Origin of the sequence: Corynebacterium evansiae (assembly GCF_027570065.1) — a bacterium.
GTDB lineage: Bacteria > Actinomycetota > Actinomycetes > Mycobacteriales > Mycobacteriaceae > Corynebacterium > Corynebacterium evansiae.
This window is the reverse complement of record NZ_JAKMUT010000004.1, coordinates 79,790-101,022: the sequence shown is the minus strand read 5'-3', so window position 1 is coordinate 101,022 and position 21,233 is coordinate 79,790. Positions and strand designations below refer to the sequence as shown.

The following is a 21,233-nucleotide window of genomic DNA, read 5'->3' as shown; positions in this document are numbered from 1 at the left end:
GCGCCAGTTAGTTTTCGACGATCGGCACTCGGCGGTACGTGCCGTCGCGGAGGTCGGCGTCCTCAATCTCGTGGCGAGAAATGCCAAGAATGAACAGCACCTGATCCAGGAAGGGGTAGTTCACAGAAGCATCGGCGATCTCCTTGAGGGCGGGCTTCGCGTTGAAGGCGATGCCCAGGCCGGCCGTGGAGAGCATATCGATGTCGTTCGCGCCGTCGCCAACCGCGACAGTCTGGTTCAGCTGGATGCCGTTGGACCAGGCGAACTCCTTGAGGCTTTCTGCCTTCGCCTGGCGGTCGATGACCGGGCCGATCACGCGGCCGGTGAGCTTGCCGTCGACGATCTCCAGGGTGTTCGCGCGGGCGAAGTCAAGGTCCAGATCGCGGGCTAGTGGCTCGATGACCTGGATGAATCCGCCGGAAACCACGCCAGCCTTGTAGCCCAGGCGCTTCAGCGTCCGAATGGTGGTGCGAGCGCCAGGGGTCAGCTGGATGTCGTGGGCTACCTTCTCCACCACCGCAGCGTCCAGGCCGGCGAGGGCCTTCACGCGCTCGTGCAGGGATTCGGCGAAGTCGAGCTCGCCGCGCATAGCACGCTCGGTGACGGCGGCAACCTCTTCTTCGCGGCCTGCGTAGGCTGCCAGCATTTCGATGACCTCGTGCTGGATGAGGGTGGAGTCCACGTCGAAGCAGATGAGGCGCTTCGCCCGGCGGGCCAGGCCCGCACGCTCAATGGCGATGTCCACGCCCACTTCCGAGGTGAGGGTCGCCAGCGCCTTGCGCAGCGGCACGCCGCCACCGGGTGCCGGGTTCGCGACGGTCAGGTTAAGCTCCAGGCCGGTGACCGGGTAGTCCGCGATGCCGGTGATCGTGTCGATATTCGCACCGTAGTCCGCCAGGGTCTGGCCGATGCGGGAGATGTGCGTGGCCGTCAGCGGGCGGCCCAGCACCACCATCACGTGCGTGGAGTGCGGACGGGTACTGGAAAGATTGTCGTCAGCCTCGACGCTGACGCGCATGCCGTAGGAAGCCAGAGTTTCTTTAAGTCCCTCGCCGAGCGGCTCTAGGTCTTCTTGTCCGACGCCCACTAGCGCCGCCAGTGACAGCTTCCCACGAAAGACTGACTGCTCAATGTCGAGGAGTTGCACTCCGTAGGAGGACAGCACGCGGAAGAATGCCGCGGATACGCCGGGGCGGTCGGGTCCGGTAACGGTAATCACGCTGGGGGCGAGGCCTTCCTGCAGCGTGTCCTCGAGTGCGGTCTCGAAGTGCGGGTCGTTGACCAGGCCAGCTGCGGGCTGGGCAGCAGCGGGCTGGTCGGTGGAAGTGTTGAGGTTGCTGGCGTTATCAGAGGTAGTCACGGGCTATATTGTCCCACTTCCCCGCAAGAAGTGATAACCGAAACTGCATAGCCCCCATTTCAGTTCCCCCGCGTTGCCAAGCTGCCCCACTTATCCCTTTCACCCCACCTGCCACACTTTTCCCGGTACCCAGCCGCTCTGTGCTGCTCTCAACCGACCAAATGTCGCTGAATCGGGATTCTGTGAGAGCAAAATCAGACCCCGCATTTCCCCCGAGCCCCTGACCAGTACTTTTATCTATTGCAAACTACTCCCATTAAACAGATTCCCGATCTAGCGACATTCTGGGCAATTCCGGGCCCCACCAGCCGGCGCGGTGGACAGGAATGCAAGTCAGCGGGCAGGCATGCAAGCCACCAGACGGCTGCCGACGCAGCGGGCAGGCTGTCGGCGCAGCAGGCTGACGGCCGGCATGCAAGCCCCCGCCAGGCTCTCAGCCCAGCCCCGCCCCCAGACCCCGGGAATGCGAAAATCCACACCCCGCGTAGTTGAGGTGTGGATTTAAAGCCTGGCCAGCCGCCAGGCACCTAGCGACTGCGCTGGGCAGTGGCCGGGTGAGGGGGCGTCACTAGAAAGTGCGCTTAGAAGTGGCGACCAACGTGAGCCTCGTCGCGCATGCGCTTGACCATGTGCGGGTGGTGCAGCTCGAACGCCGGGCGCTCGGAGCGGATGCGAGGCATGGAGTTGAAGTTGTGGCGCGGCGGCGGGCAAGAGGTTGCCCACTCCAGGGAGTTGCCGTAGCCCCACGGGTCATCAACGGTGACGACCTCGCCGTAGCGGTAGGACTTAAAGACGTTCCACAGGAACGGAATCATGGAGATCGCCAGGATGCAGGCACCAACCGTGGAGATCTGGTTCAGGGTGGTGAAACCATCCGTCGGCAGGTAGTCAGCGTAACGACGCGGCATACCCATGTTGCCCAGCCAGTGCTGCACCAGGAAGGTGGTGTGGAAGCCGATGGTAACCAGCCAGAAGTGGATCTTGCCCAGCTTCTCGTCCAGCATGCGACCGGTCATCTTCGGGAACCAGAAGTAGATACCAGCGAAGGAAGCGTAGGTCACGGTACCAAACAGGGTGTAGTGGAAGTGAGCAACCACGAAGTAGGTATCCGAGACGTGGAAGTCCAGAGCCGGGGAAGCCAGCATGACACCGGTCAGACCACCGAAGAGGAAGGTGGCGAAGAAGCCGACCGCGAAGATCATCGGGGTCTCGAAGGTCAGGCGGCCCTTCCACATCGTGCCCAGCCAGTTGAAGAACTTCATACCGGTCGGCACGGCGATCAGGAACGTCATGAAGGAGAAGAACGGCAGCATCACGGCGCCGGTCACGAACATGTGGTGCGCCCACACGGCCATGGACAGTGCAGCAATCGACAGGGTTGCGAACACCAGGCCGACGTAGCCGAACATCGGCTTGCGGGAGAACACCGGGAAGACCTCGGACACGATGCCGAAGAACGGCAGTGCCAGGACGTAAACCTCAGGGTGGCCGAAGAACCAGAACAGGTGCTGCCACAGGATAGCGCCGCCGTTACCGGCGTCGTAGATGTGGCCACCCAGCTTGCGGTCGTAGAAGACACCCAGGGCTGCAGCGGTCAGCAGCGGGAAGATCAGCAGAACCAGCAGAGAGGTAACCAGGATGTTCCAGGTGAAGATCGGCATGCGGAACATGGTCATACCCGGTGCGCGCAGGCACAGGATGGTGGTGATCATGTTCACAGCGGAAGCGATGGTACCGATACCACCAACGCCGACACCCAGGATCCACAGCTCAGAGCCCACACCCGGAGAGTGCGTAGCGTCTGCCAGCGGCATGTACATGGTCCAACCGAAGTCAGCAGCACCACCCGGGGTCAGGAAGCCGAGCAGCATAACGACACCACCGGCGGTGGTCATCCAGAAGCCGAAGGCGTTCAGGCGGGGGAATGCCACGTCAGGCGCGCCGATCTGCAGCGGCAGGATGTAGTTCGCGAAACCGAACACCATCGGGGAGCCGTACAGCAGCAGCATGATCGTGCCGTGCATCGTGAACAGCTGGTTGAACTGCTCATTGGACAGGAATTGCTGACCCGGAGAGAAAAGCTCGATACGGATCAGCAGGGCCATCAAGCCACCAATCATGAAGAAGGTGAAGGACATGATTAGGTACATGATGCCCAGAAGCTTGTGGTCGGTCGTGGTCAGCATCTTCCATGCGAGGCTGCCACGCGGTGCCTCACCGAAAGGCGCAGGCCGAGCCGGGGAAACCTCATGGCTTTCCCTAGGCGCTACTGCGGTCATTAGTTCCTCCTGACTACGCGTGACCTGCCCTTTTCCTCTTGCGAGCCTTAAGCAACTCACAGGATTCTTTGAGCCGGTCACCCAAAAGAATGTTTCCTCTACCCTGTTCCCGCTGGGTCGGCTTCGTCAACAACCGACCCGAACAGACGCAGAATGCTTACATAGTATCCCGTCAACGCGCATTTCAATAGCCGTGGACGGTGCTCAGCTAACAGATCCCACGTTTTCGGGGGTGCTAACCGGGGTGATAGCTATGCGGCGGCTTCGAAGTCGCCACCTAGAAGTCGCCGCATATGAGTCGCCTACTAGAAGTCCCAGTCGTCGTCGACGGTGTTCTCAGCCTTACCAATTACATAGGAAGAGCCGGAGCCGGAGAAGAAGTCGTGGTTCTCGTCGCCACCCGGGTTCAAGGCGGAGAGGATCGCCGGGGAGACGCGAGTCTCGTCAGCCGGGAACAGCCCCTCATATCCCAGGTTGTTCAGCGCCTTGTTGGCGTTGTAGCGCAGGAAGCGCTTCACGTCCTCGGTCCAGCCGAGCTCGTCGTACAGATCCTCGGTGTACTGCGCCTCGTTGTCGTACAGCTCCAGCAGCAGGTCGAAGGTGTGCTCCTTCAGCTCCTCCTGGCGCTCCGGAGTCTCGTTTTCCAGTGCGCGCTGGTACTTGTAGCCGATGTAGTAGCCGTGCACGGACTCATCGCGGATGATCAGACGAATAATGTCCGCGGTGTTGGTCAGCTTCGCGTGCGAGGACCAGTACATGGGCAGGTAGAAACCGGAGTAGAAAAGGAAGCTCTCCAGCAGAACGGAGGCGATCTTCTTCTTCATCGGATCTTCACCCTCGTAGAAGTCGAGGATGATATTCGCCTTGTTCTGCAGCTTGTCGTTCTCCTCGGACCAACGGAAAGCATCGTTGATCTCCGGCGTGGAGGCCAGCGTCATGAAGATAGAGGAGTAAGACTTCGCGTGGACGCTCTCCATGAAGGAGATGTTCGTCATCACTGCTTCCTCGTGCGGGGTGGCCGCATCCTCGATCAGCTTCACCGCACCGACGGTGCCCTGGATGGTGTCCAGCATGGTCAGGCCTGTGAACACGCGCATGGTCGCCTGCTTCTCCATGTCGTTCAGCGTGGACCAGCTGGGCACGTCGTTGGACAGCGGCACCTTCTCAGGCAGCCAGAAGTTGGCGGTGAGGCGATCCCACACCTCCAGGTCCTTCTCGTCCGGAATGCTATTCCAGTTGATGGCGGATACCGGATCGCCGTCGACGCGGTGTACGGGAGTGTGGGGTGCGTGCGCACTCATCGCTTGCGTGTCTCCTTCTTCACAAAACGTGCTGATTTTCTCGCTGACCCTCAGCTTGTGCACTTCGCCCCATCATACCCCGTTTCCTCGACGCGCCTACCCCTCGGCCACTACACCCATTTTGGGGGTCTTTCTTAATGACGCCCTCAGCGCGCACTGGAGTCGATTTCAGCCCGGAGCTGGGGGCGTCACTACCTAAAGAGCACGTCAGGATTGGTTTACAGGGCAGCCTAAGTAAAGACAGCCTCACCGACTAAACAACAGGCTCTGACCTGCATTGATAAAATAAGGGTAGCCTGCGTTTGCTAGCCGATTGGATAAACCCTGAGTACGTTGAGCTGCATGGAAATCAACGAGAAATTTCAAAAGCAATTGAACGAACAGGTCACCGCCGAGCACCAGGCTGCGCTGGTTTACACGCAGCTGGCTTATGAGCTGGACCGCCTCTCCTTCGACGGCATGAGCAGCTGGATGCAGGCACAGGCTGATGAGGAGCGCGAGCACGCTCAGAAGTTCGCGCAGCACCTGCTGGACCGCGACGCGCGCGTGGACATCGAGACGGTTGAGATGCCTTCCCTGAAGATCTCCACCCCGCTGGATGCCTTCGAGGCATCCCTCGAGCACGAGCGTAAGGTCTCCGCACTGATCCGCGATCTGGTGAAGACCGCCGACGAGGTTGGCGACATCGACTCCCGCAACCTGCTGAACTTCTTCCTGGAGGAGCAGATCGAGGAGGAGGCCACCGTCAGCGCCATCATCGACCGCATCAAGCTGGTGGGCAACGATGGTTCCGGCCTGCTGCGCATCGACGCCGAGCTGGGTAACCGCTAACAACCGACGCTAACAACCAATAGGAACGGCCGCTCAAGGTCAACAAAAAAGCCGACTGGGATTCCTCCCAGTCGGCTTTTTCGTGTTCAGTGCAGGCTGCCGTCCACTTAGAGCAGGCCGCTCCCCCACTTAGAGCATGCAGCTGACGCAGCCCTCAACCTCCGTACCGGTCAGGGCCGTCTGGCGGAGGCGGATGTAGTAGATCGTCTTGATCCCCTTGCGCCACGCGTAGATCTGCGCGCGGTTGATGTCGCGCGTGGTGGCGGTGTCCTTGAAGAACAGGGTCAGCGACAGTCCCTGGTCCACGTACTTCGTGGCCACAGCGTAGGTGTCGATGATCTTCTCGTAGCCGATCTCGTAGGCGTCCTCGTAGTACTCCAGGTTCTCGTTCGTCATGTACGGAGCCGGGTAGTACACACGGCCGATCTTGCCCTCCTTGCGGATCTCAATCTTGGAGGCGATCGGGTGGATCGAGGACGTGGAGTTGTTGATGTAGGAGATCGAACCTGTCGGCGGGATGGCCTGCAGGTTGCGGTTGTACAGGCCGTGGGTCTGCACATCGTCCTTCAGCTGCTGCCAGTCCTGCGCGGTGGGCACGTGGATGCTGGAGTTACCGAAGATCTGGCGCACGCGCTCCGTCTTCGGGGCGAAGTCGGCCGGGTCGTAGCGGTCGAAGAACTCGCCGGTCGCGTACTGGGAGTTTTCGAAGTTGTGGAACTTCTCGCCGCGCTCCTGGGCGATCTTGTTGGAGGCCTTCAGCGCCTCGTACATCACGGTCGCGAAGTAGGCGTTGGTGAAGTCCAGCGCCTCCTCAGAACCGTAGTGAATGTGCTCGCGCCCCAGGAAGCCGTGCAGGTTCATCTGACCCAAACCGATGGCATGGGAGTTGTCGTTGCCCTGGCGCACCGACGGCACGGAGTCGATGGAAGTCTGGTCCGCCACGGCGGTCAGGCCACGGATGGCGGTCTCGATGGTCTTGGAGAAGTCTTCCGAATCCATCGCCTTCGCAATATTCATGGAGCCCAGGTTGCAGGAAATATCGTCGCCGATCTTCTTGTACGTCAGGTCAGCGTTGAATTCCGACGGGGTGGAGACCTGCAGAATCTCGGAGCACAGGTTCGAGTGAGTAATGCGGCCTTCGATCGGGTTGGCCTTATTAACCGTGTCCTCGAACATGATGTACGGGTATCCGGACTCGAACTGGATCTCCGCCAGGGTCTGGAAGAACGCACGCGCGTTGATCTTGGACTTGCGGATGCGCGGATCCTCCACCATCTCCTCGTAGTGCTCGGTGATGGAGACGTCGGCGAACGGCTTGCCGTACACGCGCTCGACGTCGTACGGGCTGAACAGGTACATGTCGTCGTTGCGCTTGGCCAGCTCGAAGGTGATGTCCGGGATCACCACGCCCAACGAGAGGGTCTTAATGCGGATCTTCTCGTCCGCGTTCTCGCGCTTAGTATCCAGGAAGCGCAGGATGTCCGGGTGGTGCGCGCTCAGGTAGACCGCACCGGCACCCTGGCGGGCGCCCAGCTGGTTGGCGTAGCTGAAGGCATCTTCCAGCAGCTTCATCACGGGGATCACGCCGGAGGACTGGTTCTCGATGTGCTTAATCGGCGCGCCGGCTTCACGCACGTTCGACAGCAGCAGAGCCACACCACCGCCGCGCTTGGACAGCTGCAGCGCGGAGTTGATGGAACGGCCGATGGACTCCATGTTGTCCTCGATGCGCAGCAGGAAGCACGAAACCGGCTCGCCGCGCTGCTTCTTGCCGATGTTGAGGAAGGTCGGCGTTGCAGGCTGGAAGCGGCCATCCATGATCTCGTCGACGAGGTTGGACGCCAACTCGGTATCCCCCGCCGCCAGGCCCAGCGCAACCATGCACACGCGATCTTCGAAACGCTCCAGGTAACGGCGGCCGTCGAAGGTCTTCAGTGTGTAGGAAGTGTAGTACTTGTACGCACCCAGGAAAGACTGGAAGCGGAACTTCTTCGCGTAGGCCTGCTTAAACAGGGACTTCACGAAGCTGAACTCGTACTGATCCAGCACCTCGGGGTCGTAGTACTCGTTGTCCACCAGGTACTTAACCTTTTCTTCCAGGTCGTGGAAGTAAACGGTGTTCTGGTTAACGTGCTGCAGGAAGTACTGGTTTGCAGCCTCGCGATCCTTGTCGAATTGGATCTCCCCTGCATCGTTGTACAGGTTCAACATCGCGTTCAGAGCGTGATAATCCAGCTGCTCCCGCTGGTCAACGGGCTCCTGGACGGTCTTGCCAAGCTCGGTGCCAGTCATGTGTATGCGTCTCCTCAAAAACTCGCGCTAAGAAAAATGCCTCGCGCTCGTGTGTTCGTTTCGATTCTAATCAGTGCCCCGGACATGTGCGGGGCGGGTCAGCTCGCCAGATCCCACCGGCCCTCGTGCCGCAGGGAGGCCTCAAACTCCGCCAATCCCTCACGCACTCGGTGGACGTCCTCCTCCGTTCCCATCAGCTCAAAGCGGTACAGGTACGGCACCTGGCACTTAGCGGAGATCACCTCGCCGGCCTTGGCAAAGTCCGACCCGAAGTTAATGTTCCCCGCGGCGATCACCCCGCGCAGCCACTTGCGGTTTTGCTCCACGTTGAGGAACTTGATTACCTGCTTTGGAACTGGTCGGGCGTAGTCGCCTGTCATTCCCGCTCCCCCGCCGTATGTCGGCACGACCAAGACATGCGGTTGGTCGACGAGCAGTGGGGCGTCATTACGCTTTAGAGGGATGCGGGAGGAAGGCAACCCGAGCTTGCGCACGAAGCGGTGAGTGTTCTCCGTCGTGGAGGAAAAATACGTGATTAGCATTGAGCCTCATTCAGACAGTGGCGCGCGCAAAAATAGTCCCCACCTGATAGACGGTGAAGGCGAAGCGACGCGCGGGGGTTAAGCAGCCTTGGCGGTCAGGGAACGAATGCGATCCGGGCGGAAGCCGGACCAGTGATCTTCACCGGCGACAACCACGGGAGCCTGCAGGTGACCCAGCGCCATTACGTAGTCACGAGCCTCATCGTCGAGGCTGATGTCAACGAGCTCGTACTCCAGACCGGCCTTATCGAGGGCCTTCTTGGTGGCGTTGCACTGAACACATGCGGGCTTGGTGTAGACGGTGATCATGGTGGCTGTCATTCTCCTGGTTCGTGGGCGCTATCAGTGTTGGTCTTTGTCAGTCTTTACGCTGGCCGTAGCAACGACCTCGGCGGGCGATAGTCAGGCGTACTGTGCCTTCATCGCCCCTCATCGACTTGCTTAAGACTACACATCACATGCGTGTAAGACAACCGCTAAAACACAACATTTTGGGGCTTCCTTAAAACTGAAACACAATATCTAGTAGTTACATCTTGAGTATTCGCAGGTGGGGAAAAATCCCACCACTACATCTAGCCACATAAAAAACATGTTTGTAATTTCAAAGCCGGGATTTGAGACAAAAAATCCCCCGCCTCCGCGGTGCTTTAAGCACTCTCAGCGGAAGACGGGGGGAAGTGGAACCTTGTGGTTCTTAGCCCTGGCGAGCCTTGAAGCGGGGTTCCTTCTTGTTGATCACGTAGACCTTGCCGCGGCGACGAACGACCTGAGCGCCCGGCTTGTTCTTCAGCGACCGAAGGGACTTGCGGACCTTCATCGGGCGCTCCTTTCCTCATCGACTTTCTTACATCGCCAGGCAGTACAGGCTAACAGGCTAAAGCCCGCTTATGCCGCCCGGCACAAACACAAACGATGAGTTTACCCATCGCCGACTCCAAAACCAAATAAGTGCAAATAGACTACCCGAGCACCCCGCACTCCCCTGCGGACTAGCATCTAACCCATGAGCCCTTCCGCAAACCAGCCGAACCACACCCCCGACAACCCCGGCAGCACTAGCAGCGCCGAGCGCCCGGGCGCGCGCCCGCTACACGCGCAGATCATCGCAGAGTTGGGAGTGCGCCCCACCATCGACCCCGCCAAAGAGGTAGAGCGTCGCGTGCAGTTCATCGCCGACTACATGCAGGCCACGGGAGTTCACGCCCTTGTGCTAGGAATCTCCGGCGGCCAGGATTCCACCCTGGCGGGAAGGCTGTGCCAGCTGGCGGTCGAGCGCCTCAACCAGGAAGGCACACAAGCCCAGCAGACAGAGCAAGCAGATACTCCCCAGCCCTACCGCTTCTGCGCCGTGCGGCTGCCCTACGGAACCCAGGCGGACGAGGAAGACGCACAGGTGGCGCTGAAGTTTATCGCGCCGAGTATGGGCGTCACAGTAAATATCAAGGGCGCAACCGACGAATCGGCGCGCGCGGCGAGCGAGGCCCTCGGCATCGCGCAGGTTAGCGACTTCAACAAGGGCAATATCAAGGCGCGCGAACGCATGATCGCGCAGTACGCGCTGGCAGGCGAACTCGGCGCGCTGGTGGTTGGCACGGATCACGCGGCAGAGGCAGTCACCGGCTTCTACACCAAGCATGGCGACGGTGCGGCGGACCTGGTGCCGTTGGCGGGGCTCACGAAGCGGCAAGGCGCGGCGCTGCTGCAGCACCTCGGCGCCCCGGACAGCACGTGGCAGAAGGTACCCACCGCGGATCTGGAGGAAGACCGCCCCGCGCTCCCCGACGAGGAGGCGCTGGGCGTGACGTACACGCAGCTCGACGACTACCTGGAGAGCACCAACGGCGCTGCCGACATCGACCCGCAGGTCGCCGAGCACATCGAGAAGCTATGGTTCCGCTCGCGCCACAAGCGGCACTTGCCAGTCACCCCGCACGACGAATGGTGGCGCAGCTAGGCCCCCACACCGCTGAGCCGTGGCGCAGCTAGAAAACGAACTGATCCAGAATCAGCGCGGTAAACGCCAAGAACCAGGCGATAACCACCACCAGCGGCATACCCAGCGCGGAGTGCGGAACATCCTCCCCCGCCTCGCGCCGCTTCTCGCGCTGGATGTGCACCAACGTCATCACAAACATCGGTAGGGTCGCCGCCCACACGGCCATGCAGTAAGGGCACAGCGCTCCGATGGAGTAGATCGCGGAGTAGGCCAGCCAGTGCACAAACACCACGCCCAGCCCCAGCCCGGCAAGCGTGCAGTACCACATCCAGCGAGGAAGTTTCGCGCCGACGATCAGTATCACGGCGAGGGTCATCATCACCGGGAAACCGATCATTCCGATAAATGGGTTTGCGAATCCAAACGTAGCCGCCTGATCCGAGGCCATCACATCCGTACACGAGATGACCTCGTTGAAAGTACACGCCGGCTCGAAGTTAGGATCCAGCGCCATCTGCAGCTTGTCGTGCATGATCAGCGTGGAGAAAACCAGCCCGATCGTGGATAGCACCAGGAAGGTGTAGCCGAAGCGTTTCGTAGCACCTAAACCGTTCATGTGCTCGCTCTCTTTATTTACTGACGCCCTCACGTCCCACTGCGCTCACATCGGCGCTTTCAGGCGCGGAGTGAACCGGTTTGGGGTCGCCGTCCATCGAGGAACTGGGCGATTTCCAACGAGGTTAGATTAGCACGGTGGATCCCCCAGCAAAGACAACAAAACCCCAGCTCATTTCTGAACTGGGGTTTGTGTTCTGTGGAGCTAACGGGATTCGAACCCGTGACCCCCACACTGCCAGTGTGGTGCGCTACCAGCTGCGCCATAGCCCCGTTGCTCTTTGCAAGCGAACGGGTCTAAAGCTACAACACTAGAATTGAGTTCTCCAAATCGCCTGGTGGCAATGGGGTAACGCGCGGGCGCTACTTACCTTCCAGCGCGACCGGAACCCAGGAGCTCAGGGTCTGGTCCGGGTTGGACGGCGGATCGAAGCGCTTGCCGTCCTTGTACAGCAGTGGCGAGGAAACGTCACCCTCGCGCTTCTCGACTTCCTTGCCGTTCTTCTGGGCGACCTTCACGCCGTCTTCCTTCACGGACTCGTTGCGGATCTTTTCGACCACATCGCCATTCACGCCGATCTTGTCGGCCGCGTTAGCCAGGTCTTCCCAGCTCCACTGACGGGCAACGGTGGATTGCTCCTCCATAATCAGGCGGTGGATGTTCCAGAAGGCATTCACGTCGCCGGCCTTAGCCACGGCCCAGGCAACGGACGCACCACGGGTGGAAGGACCGGTCTCATCACCACGGTCCAGGAAGTTCAGAAAGTTGAACTTCACCTTCAGCTTGCCCTCTTCCAGCGCACTCTTCAGATCCTCGCTGGATGCGGATTCCAGCTGTGCACAGTAGTGGCAGCTGAAGTCCTCGAAGACCTCGATGGTCGGCACGTCGTCGCCGGCGTTCTCAGACTCCAGCGTGACGGTGCTCTCGTCGGTGGTCATCTTCACATCCACCTTGTCATCCGGCAGGGTGATGTTATCGACCTTGTGCTGCTGGTTGTTGTACACAATAAAGCCGATGGCTACGGCTGCGATAACGAGGATCGCAATGATTCCCCACAGGAAGCCATTGCCCCCTTTAGAAGCGTTAGGGGCCTTGATCTTCTGGCTCACTGAGCGTTCCTTTCGAGATGATGACGTGTCTACTGGGCATGAGGGTATCGCAGTTTTCTGGCAATACCCTGAATCGACCCCGTGATTTTACGCATACCTGCAGGGAACCGCGAAGTTATCCCAGCACGCCGTCGACGACGACCTGCGCTTCCTCCAGCACCTTGTCCAGGTGCTCGGCGCCGTTGAAGGACTCCGCGTAAATCTTGTACTTGTCCTCCGTGCCACTTGGGCGGGCGGCGAACCAAGCATTTTCGGTGGTCACCTTCACACCACCGATGGCCGCGCCGTTGCCCGGCGCCTCGGTCAGGATCGCCTCGATCTTCTCGCCCGCCAGTTCGGTGGCCTCCACGTCACTGGCGCTGAGCTTCTTCAGGCGTTCCTTTTGCTCGCGGTTCGCCGGAGCGTCGATGCGCTTGTACTGCGGCGCGCCCAGCTCCTCAGCTAGTTCCTTGTAGCGCTCGGACGGGCTCTTGCCGGTCGTTGCCTTGATTTCGGACGCCAACAGGTCAGCGATAATACCGTCCTTATCGGTGGACCAGACCTGCCCGTCGCGGCGGAGGAAGGAAGCACCTGCCGATTCTTCTCCACCAAAGCCCACGGATCCGTTGACCAGGCCCGGCACGAACCACTTGAACCCGACCGGCACTTCCATCAGCTTGCGGCCCATGCGCGCCACCACGCGGTCGATCATGGAGGAGCTGACCAGGGTCTTACCCACGGCGGCATCCTGCGGCCAGTTCTCGCGGTGGCTAAAGAGGTACTCGATAGCGACGGCGAGGTAGTGGTTCGGATTCATCAGGCCTGCGTCTGGGGTGACGATTCCATGGCGGTCGGAATCGGCGTCATTACCAGTAGCGATGCCATAGGAAGTAGAACCGGCGCCCGCGACCGCATCGACCAGAGAGGCCATCGCGGACGGCGAGGAGCAATCCATGCGGATCTTGCCGTCGGAGTCCAAGGTCATGAACCCGAAGGCCGGGTCGATGGTGGGGTTAACGACCGTAAGGTCCAGGCCGTGCACGTCGGCGATGCGCTCCCAGTAGGCAACGGAGGCGCCACCCATCGGGTCGGCGCCGATGCGCACGCCCGCGTTGCGGATGGCCTCAATGTCGATAACCTCCGGCAGGGCGGCAACGTAGTTGCCCAGGTAGTTGTGGCTTTCCACCAGCTCGGTGGAGGTGGAGCGCTGCACGCCGGACAGATCCGCATCCAGGTACTCGTTGGCGCGGCGGGCGATCCAGCTAGTGGCATCGGTATCCGCCGGACCGCCGGTCGGAGGGTTGTACTTAAAGCCACCATCGCGCGGCGGGTTGTGGGAGGGGGTGACGACGATACCGTCGGCGCGGCCAGCGTCGCTGCCCTCCGGGCCGCCGGGCAGCTGCTTGTTGTATTCCAGGATGGCGAAGCTGACCGACGGGGTGGGCACGAAGCCACGCTCCTGGTCGACCTTCACGGTCACCTGGTTGCCGGCCAGAACCTCCAGCGCGGTGGCCTCGGCGGGCTCGGACAGGGCGTGGGGGTCGCGGCCAATGAAAACCGGGCCGTTGATCCCCTGCTCGCGGCGGTAATCAACGATGGCCTGGGTGGTCGCCAGGATGTGCGGCTCGTTGAAGGCACCGTCGAAGGCGCTGCCGCGGTGGCCGGACGTGCCGAAGCTCACGCGCTGGCCCGGGTCAGCCAGGTTCGGAACCGTGGCGGAGTAAGCCTCCAGCAGGGCGGGAATGTCGGTGAGGTCGTCGGGGGTGGCGGGCTGGCCAGCACGTGGGTGCATGATGTTTCCTTCGGTCGGTGCCTGAAAGCATTTTCTTGCTACTCACCATTTATCGTGCCCGATTCCGGCGGGTTTTTCAGCGCTGTCGCCGCGCCCTTCCACCCCGCCCTCGCCCCTGTCGCTACTCCTTGCCACAACCACTGCCGTTACCCGGCAATTGCAAACAGCCTCAACGAATTTGTCTAAACTCTTCTTCCTCACTTCTTTACAGGCGTAACCTCTGTAGTCCATGCAAGACGTTTCCTTCGCCGAATCCCTCCAGAACACTCTGGACAAGATCGACCAGTTCATCTGGAGCCAGTGGCTCCTGATCCCCTTACTGCTGCTCACGGGCCTGTGGCTGACTATCCGCCTGGGTGGCGTGCAGTTCCGCAAACTGTTCGTCGCCCTGCGCCACGGGCTTATCGACAGGAACGATGAGGGCGGCGAAGGTGACATCACCCAGTACCAGGCGCTCACCACTGCGCTGGCCGCAACTGTCGGCGTGGGCAACATTGTGGGTGTGGCCACCGCCATCTCCATCGGCGGGCCTGGCGCGCTGTTCTGGATGTGGATCACCGGCCTGGTGGGTATGGCCTCTAAGTACTCGGAGGCTTTCCTGGGCGTGCGCTTCCGCGTGGCCGATTCCAAGGGCAATGTCTCCGGTGGTCCGCAGCGCTACCTTTCGCGGGGCATCCCGGGTGGCCTGGGCACGTTCCTGGCGTGGTTCTTCACCATCGCGGCCATCATCGCCTCCTTCGGCATCGGCAACCTGACGCAGGGTAACGCCGTTGCTGCGGGCCTGGAAGACACCTTCGACGTCAGCCCTACCGTCACCGGTGCGGTGATGTTCGTGCTAGTCGGCGCGGTTCTCCTCGGTGGCATTAGCTCGATCGGCAAGGTGACCTCGGCCTTCGTTCCACTGATGATTCTTATCTACATTGGCGGCGGCATTGTGGTGCTGGCTTTGCACGCAGGCGACATCCCGAATGCTCTGGGGCTTATCTTTAATGACGCCTTCACGGGAACCTCTGCCACCGGTGGATTCGTAGGCTCGGGCATCATGCTGGCTATGCAGATGGGTGTGGCCCGCGGCATTTTCTCCAACGAGTCCGGCATGGGCTCGGCGGCAATTGCAGCGGCTGCGGCGAAGACCACCCACCCAGTGCGTCAGGGCCTGGTCTCTATGACTCAGACGTTTATCGACACGATCATCGTGGTGACCATGACCGGCCTGGTGATCGTCACCACCGGCGTATGGGATACGGGCGAGGAAAATGCGGCAAACATGACGGCCCAGGCCTTCAGCAAGGGCATTGGCTCGGAGTGGGGCGGCACCATCGTCTCCCTCTCCGTCGTGTTCTTCGCCTTCTCCACGATCCTGGGATGGTCCTACTACGGCGAGCGCAACGCGGAGCGCGCTTTCGGCTCCTGGGCTTCCCTGCCCTACCGCATGCTGTTTACCTGCGTGGTTTTCGTCGGTGCTACCACGGAAATCGGCCTGGCCTGGACCTTCGCGGACATCGCCAACGGCTTGATGGCACTGCCGAACCTGGTGGGCATGCTGATCCTCTCCGGACTCATCGCCCGGGAGACCAAGGCCTACCTGGACTTCGACCCGACCCTGCGGGCGCGCCCGGAGGATGTGGAGAAGTTCCTGGTGGATACCAAGAACCCCTGGCGCAGCGCACTGTAAGCAGCGCGCTATAGCCAGCGCCTTATAGCCAGCTGGCCATAAGGCGGCCTTTAGTTGGCGCAGGTGAACTCCACGGTGAGGGCGATCGTACGGTTCGAATCGTCCTCCACCGGGGTGCCTTCGACAACATAGTTGTCGCCCTGGCGCTTCACCGTGGCCGAGCCGGCGTGGTCGTCGTCGATCTCGTATTCCACGTCCTTGTATTCGAAGTCCAGGGACTCTAGAGCGGGCTGGTCGGTGTAAATGTCGATGTCCAGCTCATTGCGGTCATCATCATCCTTGCCGAAGTCGACCTCTAGCACTTCGCGTCCGTCGTCCTCATCCAATTCGCAACGCACCGGGGAGAACAGTTTGGTATCAACGGGCTTCCCATCGACGGTGATCCTGTGGAGTTTGCTGCCCGAGCTTCCCTCGGCGGGGGCTTCCTGAGTATCGCGGGACTGCTCCGACTCCCCAGGAGAATCAGAAGAATCAGAAGAATCAGTAGCTTCGGAAGCCTCAGCGCTTTCCTGCACCGTGGTGGTCACGGTCTCCTTCTCTGCAGCGTCGTCGCCGGAATCATCAGACGCGCAGGCAGCAGCTGAGATACCCAGTGAAGCCGCCACTACTACTGCGGCGCTGCGGCGAGCGATGCGCGAAGTGGGACGAGCGATTTGCGAACTTGCGGTTTTCTTAGCGAATCTTAAATACCTCATCGCACCCCACCGTAGCAAAATTCATTTTCCGCAAACCTCGCACAGAGATTAGTGATCTGGATTACAGTCGCGGACATGACTTTCGCATCGCAGCACGGCCTCAATGCCCCTCTGACACCCCTGCGCTTCCTCCAACGCTCCGCGCAGGTTCACCCCAATAAGATCGCCGCGGTCGACGGACCACGGCGCATCACTTTCCAAGAGTTCAACGAAGACGCACAAGCCTTCGCCCACGCGCTGATCGCCGACCAGGTGGCCGAGGGCGACCGCGTGGGCATTCTCGCTGCTAATAGCTACGAGGCTCTGCTCGCTCAGTTCGCCGTGCCGCTGGCTAATGCGGTGACGGTGCCGATCAACACCCGCCTCGCACCCAAGGAAGTTAACTACATCCTCGACCACTCCTCCATCGACGTCCTCGTCGGTGAGAAGGAACTGATCGACCCCATCCTCGCCAGCGGTGAACGAGACCTCCGCCGAGCCGTGTACATCGCCGACAAGGAAGGCGTAGAGCCCCCGGTTGAAAACGGGGCAACTGACGCGCAGGGGGCGTCACTAGTAACAACATTTAGCGACTACCTGGCCGGGCACCGCGACGAAGAGCCACTGCCCTACCGCGTACACGATGAGAACGAGACCATCGCGATCAACTACACCTCCGGCACCACCGGCAAGCCGAAGGGAGTGATCTACACCCACCGCGGCGCATACCTGAACGCGCTAGGGCAGGCGCACACGCAGCACTTCAGTCACGACACCGTGTACCTGTGGACGCTGCCGATGTTCCACTGCTCCGGCTGGTGCACAGGCTGGGCGGCAATGGCCGTCAGCGCAACCCAGGTGGCGCTGCGCGCGGTGCGTGGCCCGGAGATGTGGGAGCTGATCCGCACCGAAGGTGTGACTGCCATGTGCGGCGCCCCGGCAGTGCTGAACACCCTGGTAGATGACGAAAACAAGCGCCGTGTGACGAATCTGCGTGTCACCACCGCGGGCGCGCCGCCGAGCCCGACGACCATCACCCGCTGCGAGAACATCGGCGTGGAGGTTACCCACGTGTACGGCCTGACCGAGAGCTACGGGCCGTTCACCGTCTGCGAGGCGCAGCCCGAATGGGCGGACATGACGGTTCGCCGCCGCGCGGTTCTGAAGGCGCGCCAGGGCGTGGCGTCCATCACCAACGAAGACGTCCGCGTAATCCAGCCGACCGAAACCCTAGACGAAGCGCTGGTGGACGTGCCCGCCGACGGTGCGACGCTGGGCGAGATCATCCTGACCGGCAATGGCATCATGGCCGGATATTTTAAGGACGAGGAAGCCACCGCCCACGCCTTCCGTGGCGGCTGGTTCCACACTGGTGACCTCGGAGTAATGCACCCCAACGGCTATATCCAGCTGATGGATCGTGCCAAGGATGTGGTAGTTTCCGGCGGCGAAAACATCTCCACCATCGAGGTCGAGCAGGCCGTTATCAGCCACCCGGATATCTCCGACTGTGCAGTCATCGGCGTACCAGATGAGAAGTGGGGCGAGCGTCCGCGCGCATACGTGACCCTGCGCCCGGAGGCCCGCGGCGGAGACGAATCCGCTTTGGAAGAGGCCGTGATCGCCTACTGCCGCGCGCACATCGCCGGCTACAAGGTGCCGCGAGACGTGCGCATTCTCGACGAGCTGCCTCGCACCTCCACGGGTAAGGTCCGCAAGAATGAACTGCGCGAGGAAGCGTGGGCGGGCCACGAGCAGAAGATTAACTAGGTACGGTGTTGGCCGTTAACCCACTATTCGCCCGACCTTTCCTTACCCGCTGCTTTTAGGCTGGTTGCTGGTCACGCGCACCTTTTACCCTTTGTCTTTATGGGTAATAAAGGTATTTTCTCTCGACGCCGATTCTTCAAAGCACTAGGCTTCAGCGCCGGTTCTGCAGCCTTCGTGGTAGGGCCGCTTGCGAAGGCCGGTGCGGCACCAGGCACAGGCGGTTCCAGCCTGTCGGGCAGTGGGTTAGCCGGGAGTTCAGCCCTGGGATCCGCTAATACTCCAAGCTTGGCGGGGTCGGCGAGCTTCACCCCAAGCAACATCGGCAGCTCCGAGACCGGCTGGGTTATGGGGCACAAGGGCACCGGCCCCAACGGCGCTTTCCTTGCCGGTGACCTGCAGGTAGTCACTGTCACGGAGGATTCAGTGACGATTAGCTGGCTGACGTGGGACGCAAAGGTGAGCATCGCCGAGCGCCCCGTGGGTATGCCGACCGAAGGCACGCTGCTCGTATGGCCGGAAGATAACCCCCAAGATACGAAGGTCGTGCGCTCGGAGAAGAACACCTTCTTCCACATCATGACTATCGAAGGCCTAAAACCGGAGACAAAGTATCGCTTCAGCGCCTCCTCCCATGGCATCGAAGCCAACGCGACTCACAACTACTTCCAGGAAAAGAAGAAAGAGTTCACAACCTTGCCTAGATTGTCCGGCGAGGTACTGCAGACCGTGGTCGTGGCGAACGATGTGCACATGGGTGAGGCCCAGGATGGCCTGTGGTTCGATGGCTTTCCACCACCGGCGGTGCCCAATCCGAAATCCGCACCCTACCCGGAGGTGTGCCTGGATGCGGTCATTAAGACCGCCGAGGATTGCGGCGCTACACACCTGTTTGTCAATGGCGATGTCACGAGTGAAGCCCGCCCGGCCGAGGTGCGACGTGCCAAGGAGATGCTGGATACGTTCTCCGGCACCTGGCGTGTAACCCGTGGCAACCACGACCGGCCTCACAAAGCCGACGACTCCTCCGGTTACGAAACCGCTTCTCCTTACGGCAAGGAGCACTTCGACCCCTTCGGTGACGTCTTCGAGCCGCGACAACAGGCCTGGATGATGGATCTAGAGCCCGCGGGCGTGCGCGTGATCGGCATTGATTCCACGGAACTGGACAAGTCTGGCGGGCGGATCGAGCCACAGCAATTCCGCCAGATCGAAGGCTTCTTGCGCCGCGACCCAAATAAGCCAACCGTGCTGATGCTGCACCACCCCATGACGCGCGAGGCCGGCTGGTCGAACGCTGCCGGACCTGCTTTTATTCTGCGTGACCCGGATCTGATCAGACTGCAGAAGATGATTCAGGCGGCGCCGGGCGTAAAGCTGGTGTTGGCCGGCCACACTCACCGCGCGCATCGAGATAAGCCGGACGTTGATACCCACGCGGTATTCCTGGAAACCCCCGCGGCGAAAAACTGGCCCACCGGAGCCACCCAGCTACGCTTCTACTCCGATGGTATTGCCGTGAACTTCCGCCACAACATGGGAGAGGAAGCCCTGGACTGGGCCAGCCGTACCCGCTGGACCAACTTCGGCCTGGCGCCGGAGATCCTGCTGGGGCCGACGGACGCACGCAACCTGGTGGTGCGCTATTAGCGCCCCTCCCCTTTGATGCCCCCTATATACCAGCGCCCTACCTGCTGGTGAGTTCTAGCAGCTACAGAACCATCGCCGCGATCCAGCCGGCGATCAGCAGCGGAATATTAAAGTGCAGGAACGTCGGGATCACGGAATCCCGGATGTGGTCGTGCTGGCCATCCGCGTTCAGACCCGACGTGGGGCCTAGGGTCGAGTCGGAGGCCGGGGAGCCGGCGTCACCAAGAGCACCCGCAGTACCCACAATCGCCACGGTGGCGAGCGGCGAGAAGCCCATCGATGCGCACAAAGGCACGTAGATCGTTGCGACAATCGGCAGGGTGGAGAAGCTCGAGCCGATGCCCATGGTGACCACCAGGCCGACCAGCAGCATCACCAGGGCGGCGGCGGCCTTGTTACCCGCGAACAGGTCGGCGGAGGTGTTGACCAGGCTTTCGACCTCACCGGTGGCCTGCATGACCGCGGCGAAACCCTGGGCGGTGATCATGATGAAGCCGATCAGAGCCATCATGCGCATACCGGCGGTGAAGACATCGTCGGCCTTCTTCCAATCGACCGCGCCGGTGCCCATGAAAATCGTCAGACCAACCAGGGCACCGACCAACAGCGAATCGGCCTCCATATCCATAGCCTGCATAACGACCTGCACGGCGAAGGTGGCGATGATCGCAACGACGGAGACGATGATTTTGTAGCGGGAGACCTCCCCGGCCGGGTCGGTCTCGACCTCCACAATCGGGCGCTCCTCGTACTCGCGCGGCTTGCGGTAGGTGATAAAGACCGCGATCAGTAGACCCGCGAGCATGCCCAGCGCCGGGATGCCCATGGCCTTCATCACGTTGATGCCATCGGTGCTCATGCCCGCGTTGTTGATATTGCCCAGCAGGATGTCGTTCAGGAAGATCGAGCCGAAGCCCAGCGGGATCCACATGTACGTGGTGATCAGGCCGAACGTCAGGATACAGGTGACCAGACGGCGGTCCAGCTGCAGCTTGTTGAAAACGCTCAGCAGCGGCGGGATGATCAGCGGAATGAACGCGATGTGCACGGGGATGAGGTTCTGGCTCATCACGGCCATCGCGAGGATGCCGGCCAGCATCAGCCATTTCGTTACAGCAGCGGCGCGGCTCTTTGTTTCTTCGTTAGTGACGCCCAGTTTCCCCAGCAGAGAGTCCGCCAGAAGCTTGGGCAGTCCCGCGCTGGCGACGGCCATCGCAAAGGCACCGAGCAGGGCATAGCTCAGCGCGATTTTCGCGCCGCCGGAGAGGCCTTCCTGGAAGGCCACCATCGTGGCATCAAGGCCAAGGCCGCTGAGGAGACCACCGACGATGGCTCCGATGAAAAGCGCCAGAACCACATGCACCCGAAGCAGGGCGAGGACCAGCATGACGACGACGGCAACTAGGACTGCGTTCATGCACCTTAGA

Annotated in this window: 17 protein-coding genes and 1 tRNA gene; 5 read left to right on the top strand and 13 right to left on the bottom strand. The window is 61.0% G+C overall.

The window, feature by feature from the left end:
• Positions 1-7: 7 nt before the first annotated feature.
• The 3 genes from serB to nrdF all read right to left on the bottom strand — a co-directional run bounded on the left by serB (position 8) and on the right by nrdF (position 4,940).
• On the bottom strand, positions 8-1,360 hold the full coding sequence (serB, locus tag L8V00_RS05615) for a phosphoserine phosphatase SerB (RefSeq protein WP_269944456.1): 1,353 nt from the start codon (positions 1,358-1,360) through the stop codon (positions 8-10).
• Positions 1,361-1,941: 581 nt separating this feature from the next.
• Positions 1,942-3,639 carry an aa3-type cytochrome oxidase subunit I gene (gene ctaD, locus L8V00_RS05610; protein WP_035005012.1) on the bottom strand — a complete coding sequence of 566 codons (1,698 nt, stop codon included), beginning with the start codon at positions 3,637-3,639 and terminating at the stop codon, positions 1,942-1,944.
• 305 nt (positions 3,640-3,944) lie between these two features.
• Entirely contained in the window at positions 3,945-4,940 is a 996-nt protein-coding gene (gene nrdF, locus L8V00_RS05605) for a class 1b ribonucleoside-diphosphate reductase subunit beta (protein WP_239318064.1), read from the bottom strand.
• Positions 4,941-5,282: 342 nt separating this feature from the next.
• On the opposite strand from nrdF, the gene L8V00_RS05600 reads away from it, so the two are divergent.
• On the top strand, positions 5,283-5,771 hold the full coding sequence (locus L8V00_RS05600) for a ferritin (protein ID WP_049049676.1): 489 nt from the start codon (positions 5,283-5,285) through the stop codon (positions 5,769-5,771).
• A 129-nt stretch (positions 5,772-5,900) separates the two neighbouring features.
• Here the strand turns inward: L8V00_RS05600 and nrdE are convergent, their stop codons facing one another.
• The 4 genes from nrdE to ykgO all read right to left on the bottom strand — a co-directional run bounded on the left by nrdE (position 5,901) and on the right by ykgO (position 9,425).
• Entirely contained in the window at positions 5,901-8,063 is a 2,163-nt protein-coding gene (gene nrdE, locus L8V00_RS05595) for a class 1b ribonucleoside-diphosphate reductase subunit alpha (RefSeq protein ID WP_269944455.1), read from the bottom strand.
• A gap of 98 nt (positions 8,064-8,161) precedes the next feature.
• On the bottom strand, positions 8,162-8,605 hold the full coding sequence (gene nrdI / locus L8V00_RS05590; protein ID WP_035005017.1) for a class Ib ribonucleoside-diphosphate reductase assembly flavoprotein NrdI: 444 nt from the start codon (positions 8,603-8,605) through the stop codon (positions 8,162-8,164).
• 78 nt (positions 8,606-8,683) lie between these two features.
• Entirely contained in the window at positions 8,684-8,914 is a 231-nt protein-coding gene (gene nrdH / locus L8V00_RS05585; protein WP_011273153.1) for a glutaredoxin-like protein NrdH, read from the bottom strand.
• A gap of 388 nt (positions 8,915-9,302) precedes the next feature.
• The gene (gene ykgO / locus L8V00_RS05580; protein WP_005511141.1) at positions 9,303-9,425 is read right to left on the bottom strand and encodes a type B 50S ribosomal protein L36; all 123 of its coding nucleotides are present in this window, start codon (positions 9,423-9,425) and stop codon (positions 9,303-9,305) included.
• Between the two features lie 186 nt (positions 9,426-9,611).
• On the opposite strand from ykgO, the gene nadE reads away from it, so the two are divergent.
• Complete coding sequence (gene nadE / locus L8V00_RS05575; protein WP_080722703.1) at positions 9,612-10,562, top strand: ammonia-dependent NAD(+) synthetase; 951 nt, start codon at positions 9,612-9,614, stop codon at positions 10,560-10,562.
• A gap of 28 nt (positions 10,563-10,590) precedes the next feature.
• On the opposite strand, the gene L8V00_RS05570 is transcribed toward nadE, so the two are convergent.
• The 4 genes from L8V00_RS05570 to pgm all read right to left on the bottom strand — a co-directional run bounded on the left by L8V00_RS05570 (position 10,591) and on the right by pgm (position 14,040).
• Positions 10,591-11,160 (bottom strand): vitamin K epoxide reductase family protein, encoded by a 570-nt coding sequence (locus L8V00_RS05570; RefSeq protein WP_269944454.1) that lies wholly within the window; start codon positions 11,158-11,160, stop codon positions 10,591-10,593.
• 199 nt (positions 11,161-11,359) lie between these two features.
• A tRNA-Ala gene (locus L8V00_RS05565) sits at positions 11,360-11,432 on the bottom strand.
• A gap of 90 nt (positions 11,433-11,522) precedes the next feature.
• Positions 11,523-12,269, bottom strand: coding sequence for a DsbA family protein (locus L8V00_RS05560; protein WP_269944453.1), 747 nt, complete (start codon positions 12,267-12,269; stop codon positions 11,523-11,525).
• A gap of 115 nt (positions 12,270-12,384) precedes the next feature.
• Complete coding sequence (gene pgm, locus L8V00_RS05555; RefSeq protein WP_070487177.1) at positions 12,385-14,040, bottom strand: phosphoglucomutase (alpha-D-glucose-1,6-bisphosphate-dependent); 1,656 nt, start codon at positions 14,038-14,040, stop codon at positions 12,385-12,387.
• A gap of 229 nt (positions 14,041-14,269) precedes the next feature.
• Between pgm and L8V00_RS05550 the strand changes: the two genes are divergently transcribed.
• A complete protein-coding gene (locus tag L8V00_RS05550; RefSeq protein WP_070487179.1) occupies positions 14,270-15,715 on the top strand; it encodes an alanine/glycine:cation symporter family protein in 1,446 nt (481 codons plus the stop codon).
• 50 nt (positions 15,716-15,765) lie between these two features.
• On the opposite strand, the gene L8V00_RS05545 is transcribed toward L8V00_RS05550, so the two are convergent.
• Complete coding sequence (locus L8V00_RS05545; RefSeq protein ID WP_269944452.1) at positions 15,766-16,320, bottom strand: lipoprotein LpqH; 555 nt, start codon at positions 16,318-16,320, stop codon at positions 15,766-15,768.
• Between the two features lie 165 nt (positions 16,321-16,485).
• Here L8V00_RS05545 and L8V00_RS05540 point away from each other — a divergent pair, with 165 nt between their 5' ends.
• Entirely contained in the window at positions 16,486-18,159 is a 1,674-nt protein-coding gene (locus tag L8V00_RS05540; RefSeq protein WP_269944451.1) for an AMP-binding protein, read from the top strand.
• 99 nt (positions 18,160-18,258) lie between these two features.
• Positions 18,259-19,806, top strand: a complete 1,548-nt coding sequence (locus tag L8V00_RS05535) for a metallophosphoesterase (RefSeq protein WP_269944450.1) — start codon at positions 18,259-18,261, stop codon at positions 19,804-19,806.
• Positions 19,807-19,867: 61 nt separating this feature from the next.
• Here the strand turns inward: L8V00_RS05535 and L8V00_RS05530 are convergent, their stop codons facing one another.
• Positions 19,868-21,223: a Na+/H+ antiporter family protein gene (locus tag L8V00_RS05530; protein WP_269944449.1), complete on the bottom strand. Its 1,356-nt coding sequence runs from the start codon at positions 21,221-21,223 to the stop codon at positions 19,868-19,870.
• Positions 21,224-21,233 lie beyond the last annotated feature (10 nt).

Coding starts and splice junctions, on each gene's coding strand:
- L8V00_RS05550 (WP_070487179.1), top strand. CDS start 14,270: ATGCAAGACGTTTCCTTCGCCGAATCCCTCCAGAACACTCTGGACAAG.
- L8V00_RS05570 (WP_269944454.1), bottom strand. CDS start 11,160: ATGAACGGTTTAGGTGCTACGAAACGCTTCGGCTACACCTTCCTGGTG.
- pgm (WP_070487177.1), bottom strand. CDS start 14,040: ATGCACCCACGTGCTGGCCAGCCCGCCACCCCCGACGACCTCACCGAC.
- nrdI (WP_035005017.1), bottom strand. CDS start 8,605: ATGCTAATCACGTATTTTTCCTCCACGACGGAGAACACTCACCGCTTC.
- nadE (WP_080722703.1), top strand. CDS start 9,612: ATGAGCCCTTCCGCAAACCAGCCGAACCACACCCCCGACAACCCCGGC.
- ctaD (WP_035005012.1), bottom strand. CDS start 3,639: ATGACCGCAGTAGCGCCTAGGGAAAGCCATGAGGTTTCCCCGGCTCGG.
- nrdF (WP_239318064.1), bottom strand. CDS start 4,940: ATGAGTGCGCACGCACCCCACACTCCCGTACACCGCGTCGACGGCGAT.
- ykgO (WP_005511141.1), bottom strand. CDS start 9,425: ATGAAGGTCCGCAAGTCCCTTCGGTCGCTGAAGAACAAGCCGGGCGCT.
- nrdE (WP_269944455.1), bottom strand. CDS start 8,063: ATGACTGGCACCGAGCTTGGCAAGACCGTCCAGGAGCCCGTTGACCAG.
- L8V00_RS05530 (WP_269944449.1), bottom strand. CDS start 21,223: ATGAACGCAGTCCTAGTTGCCGTCGTCGTCATGCTGGTCCTCGCCCTG.
- L8V00_RS05540 (WP_269944451.1), top strand. CDS start 16,486: ATGACTTTCGCATCGCAGCACGGCCTCAATGCCCCTCTGACACCCCTG.
- L8V00_RS05535 (WP_269944450.1), top strand. CDS start 18,259: ATGGGTAATAAAGGTATTTTCTCTCGACGCCGATTCTTCAAAGCACTA.
- nrdH (WP_011273153.1), bottom strand. CDS start 8,914: ATGATCACCGTCTACACCAAGCCCGCATGTGTTCAGTGCAACGCCACC.
- L8V00_RS05600 (WP_049049676.1), top strand. CDS start 5,283: ATGGAAATCAACGAGAAATTTCAAAAGCAATTGAACGAACAGGTCACC.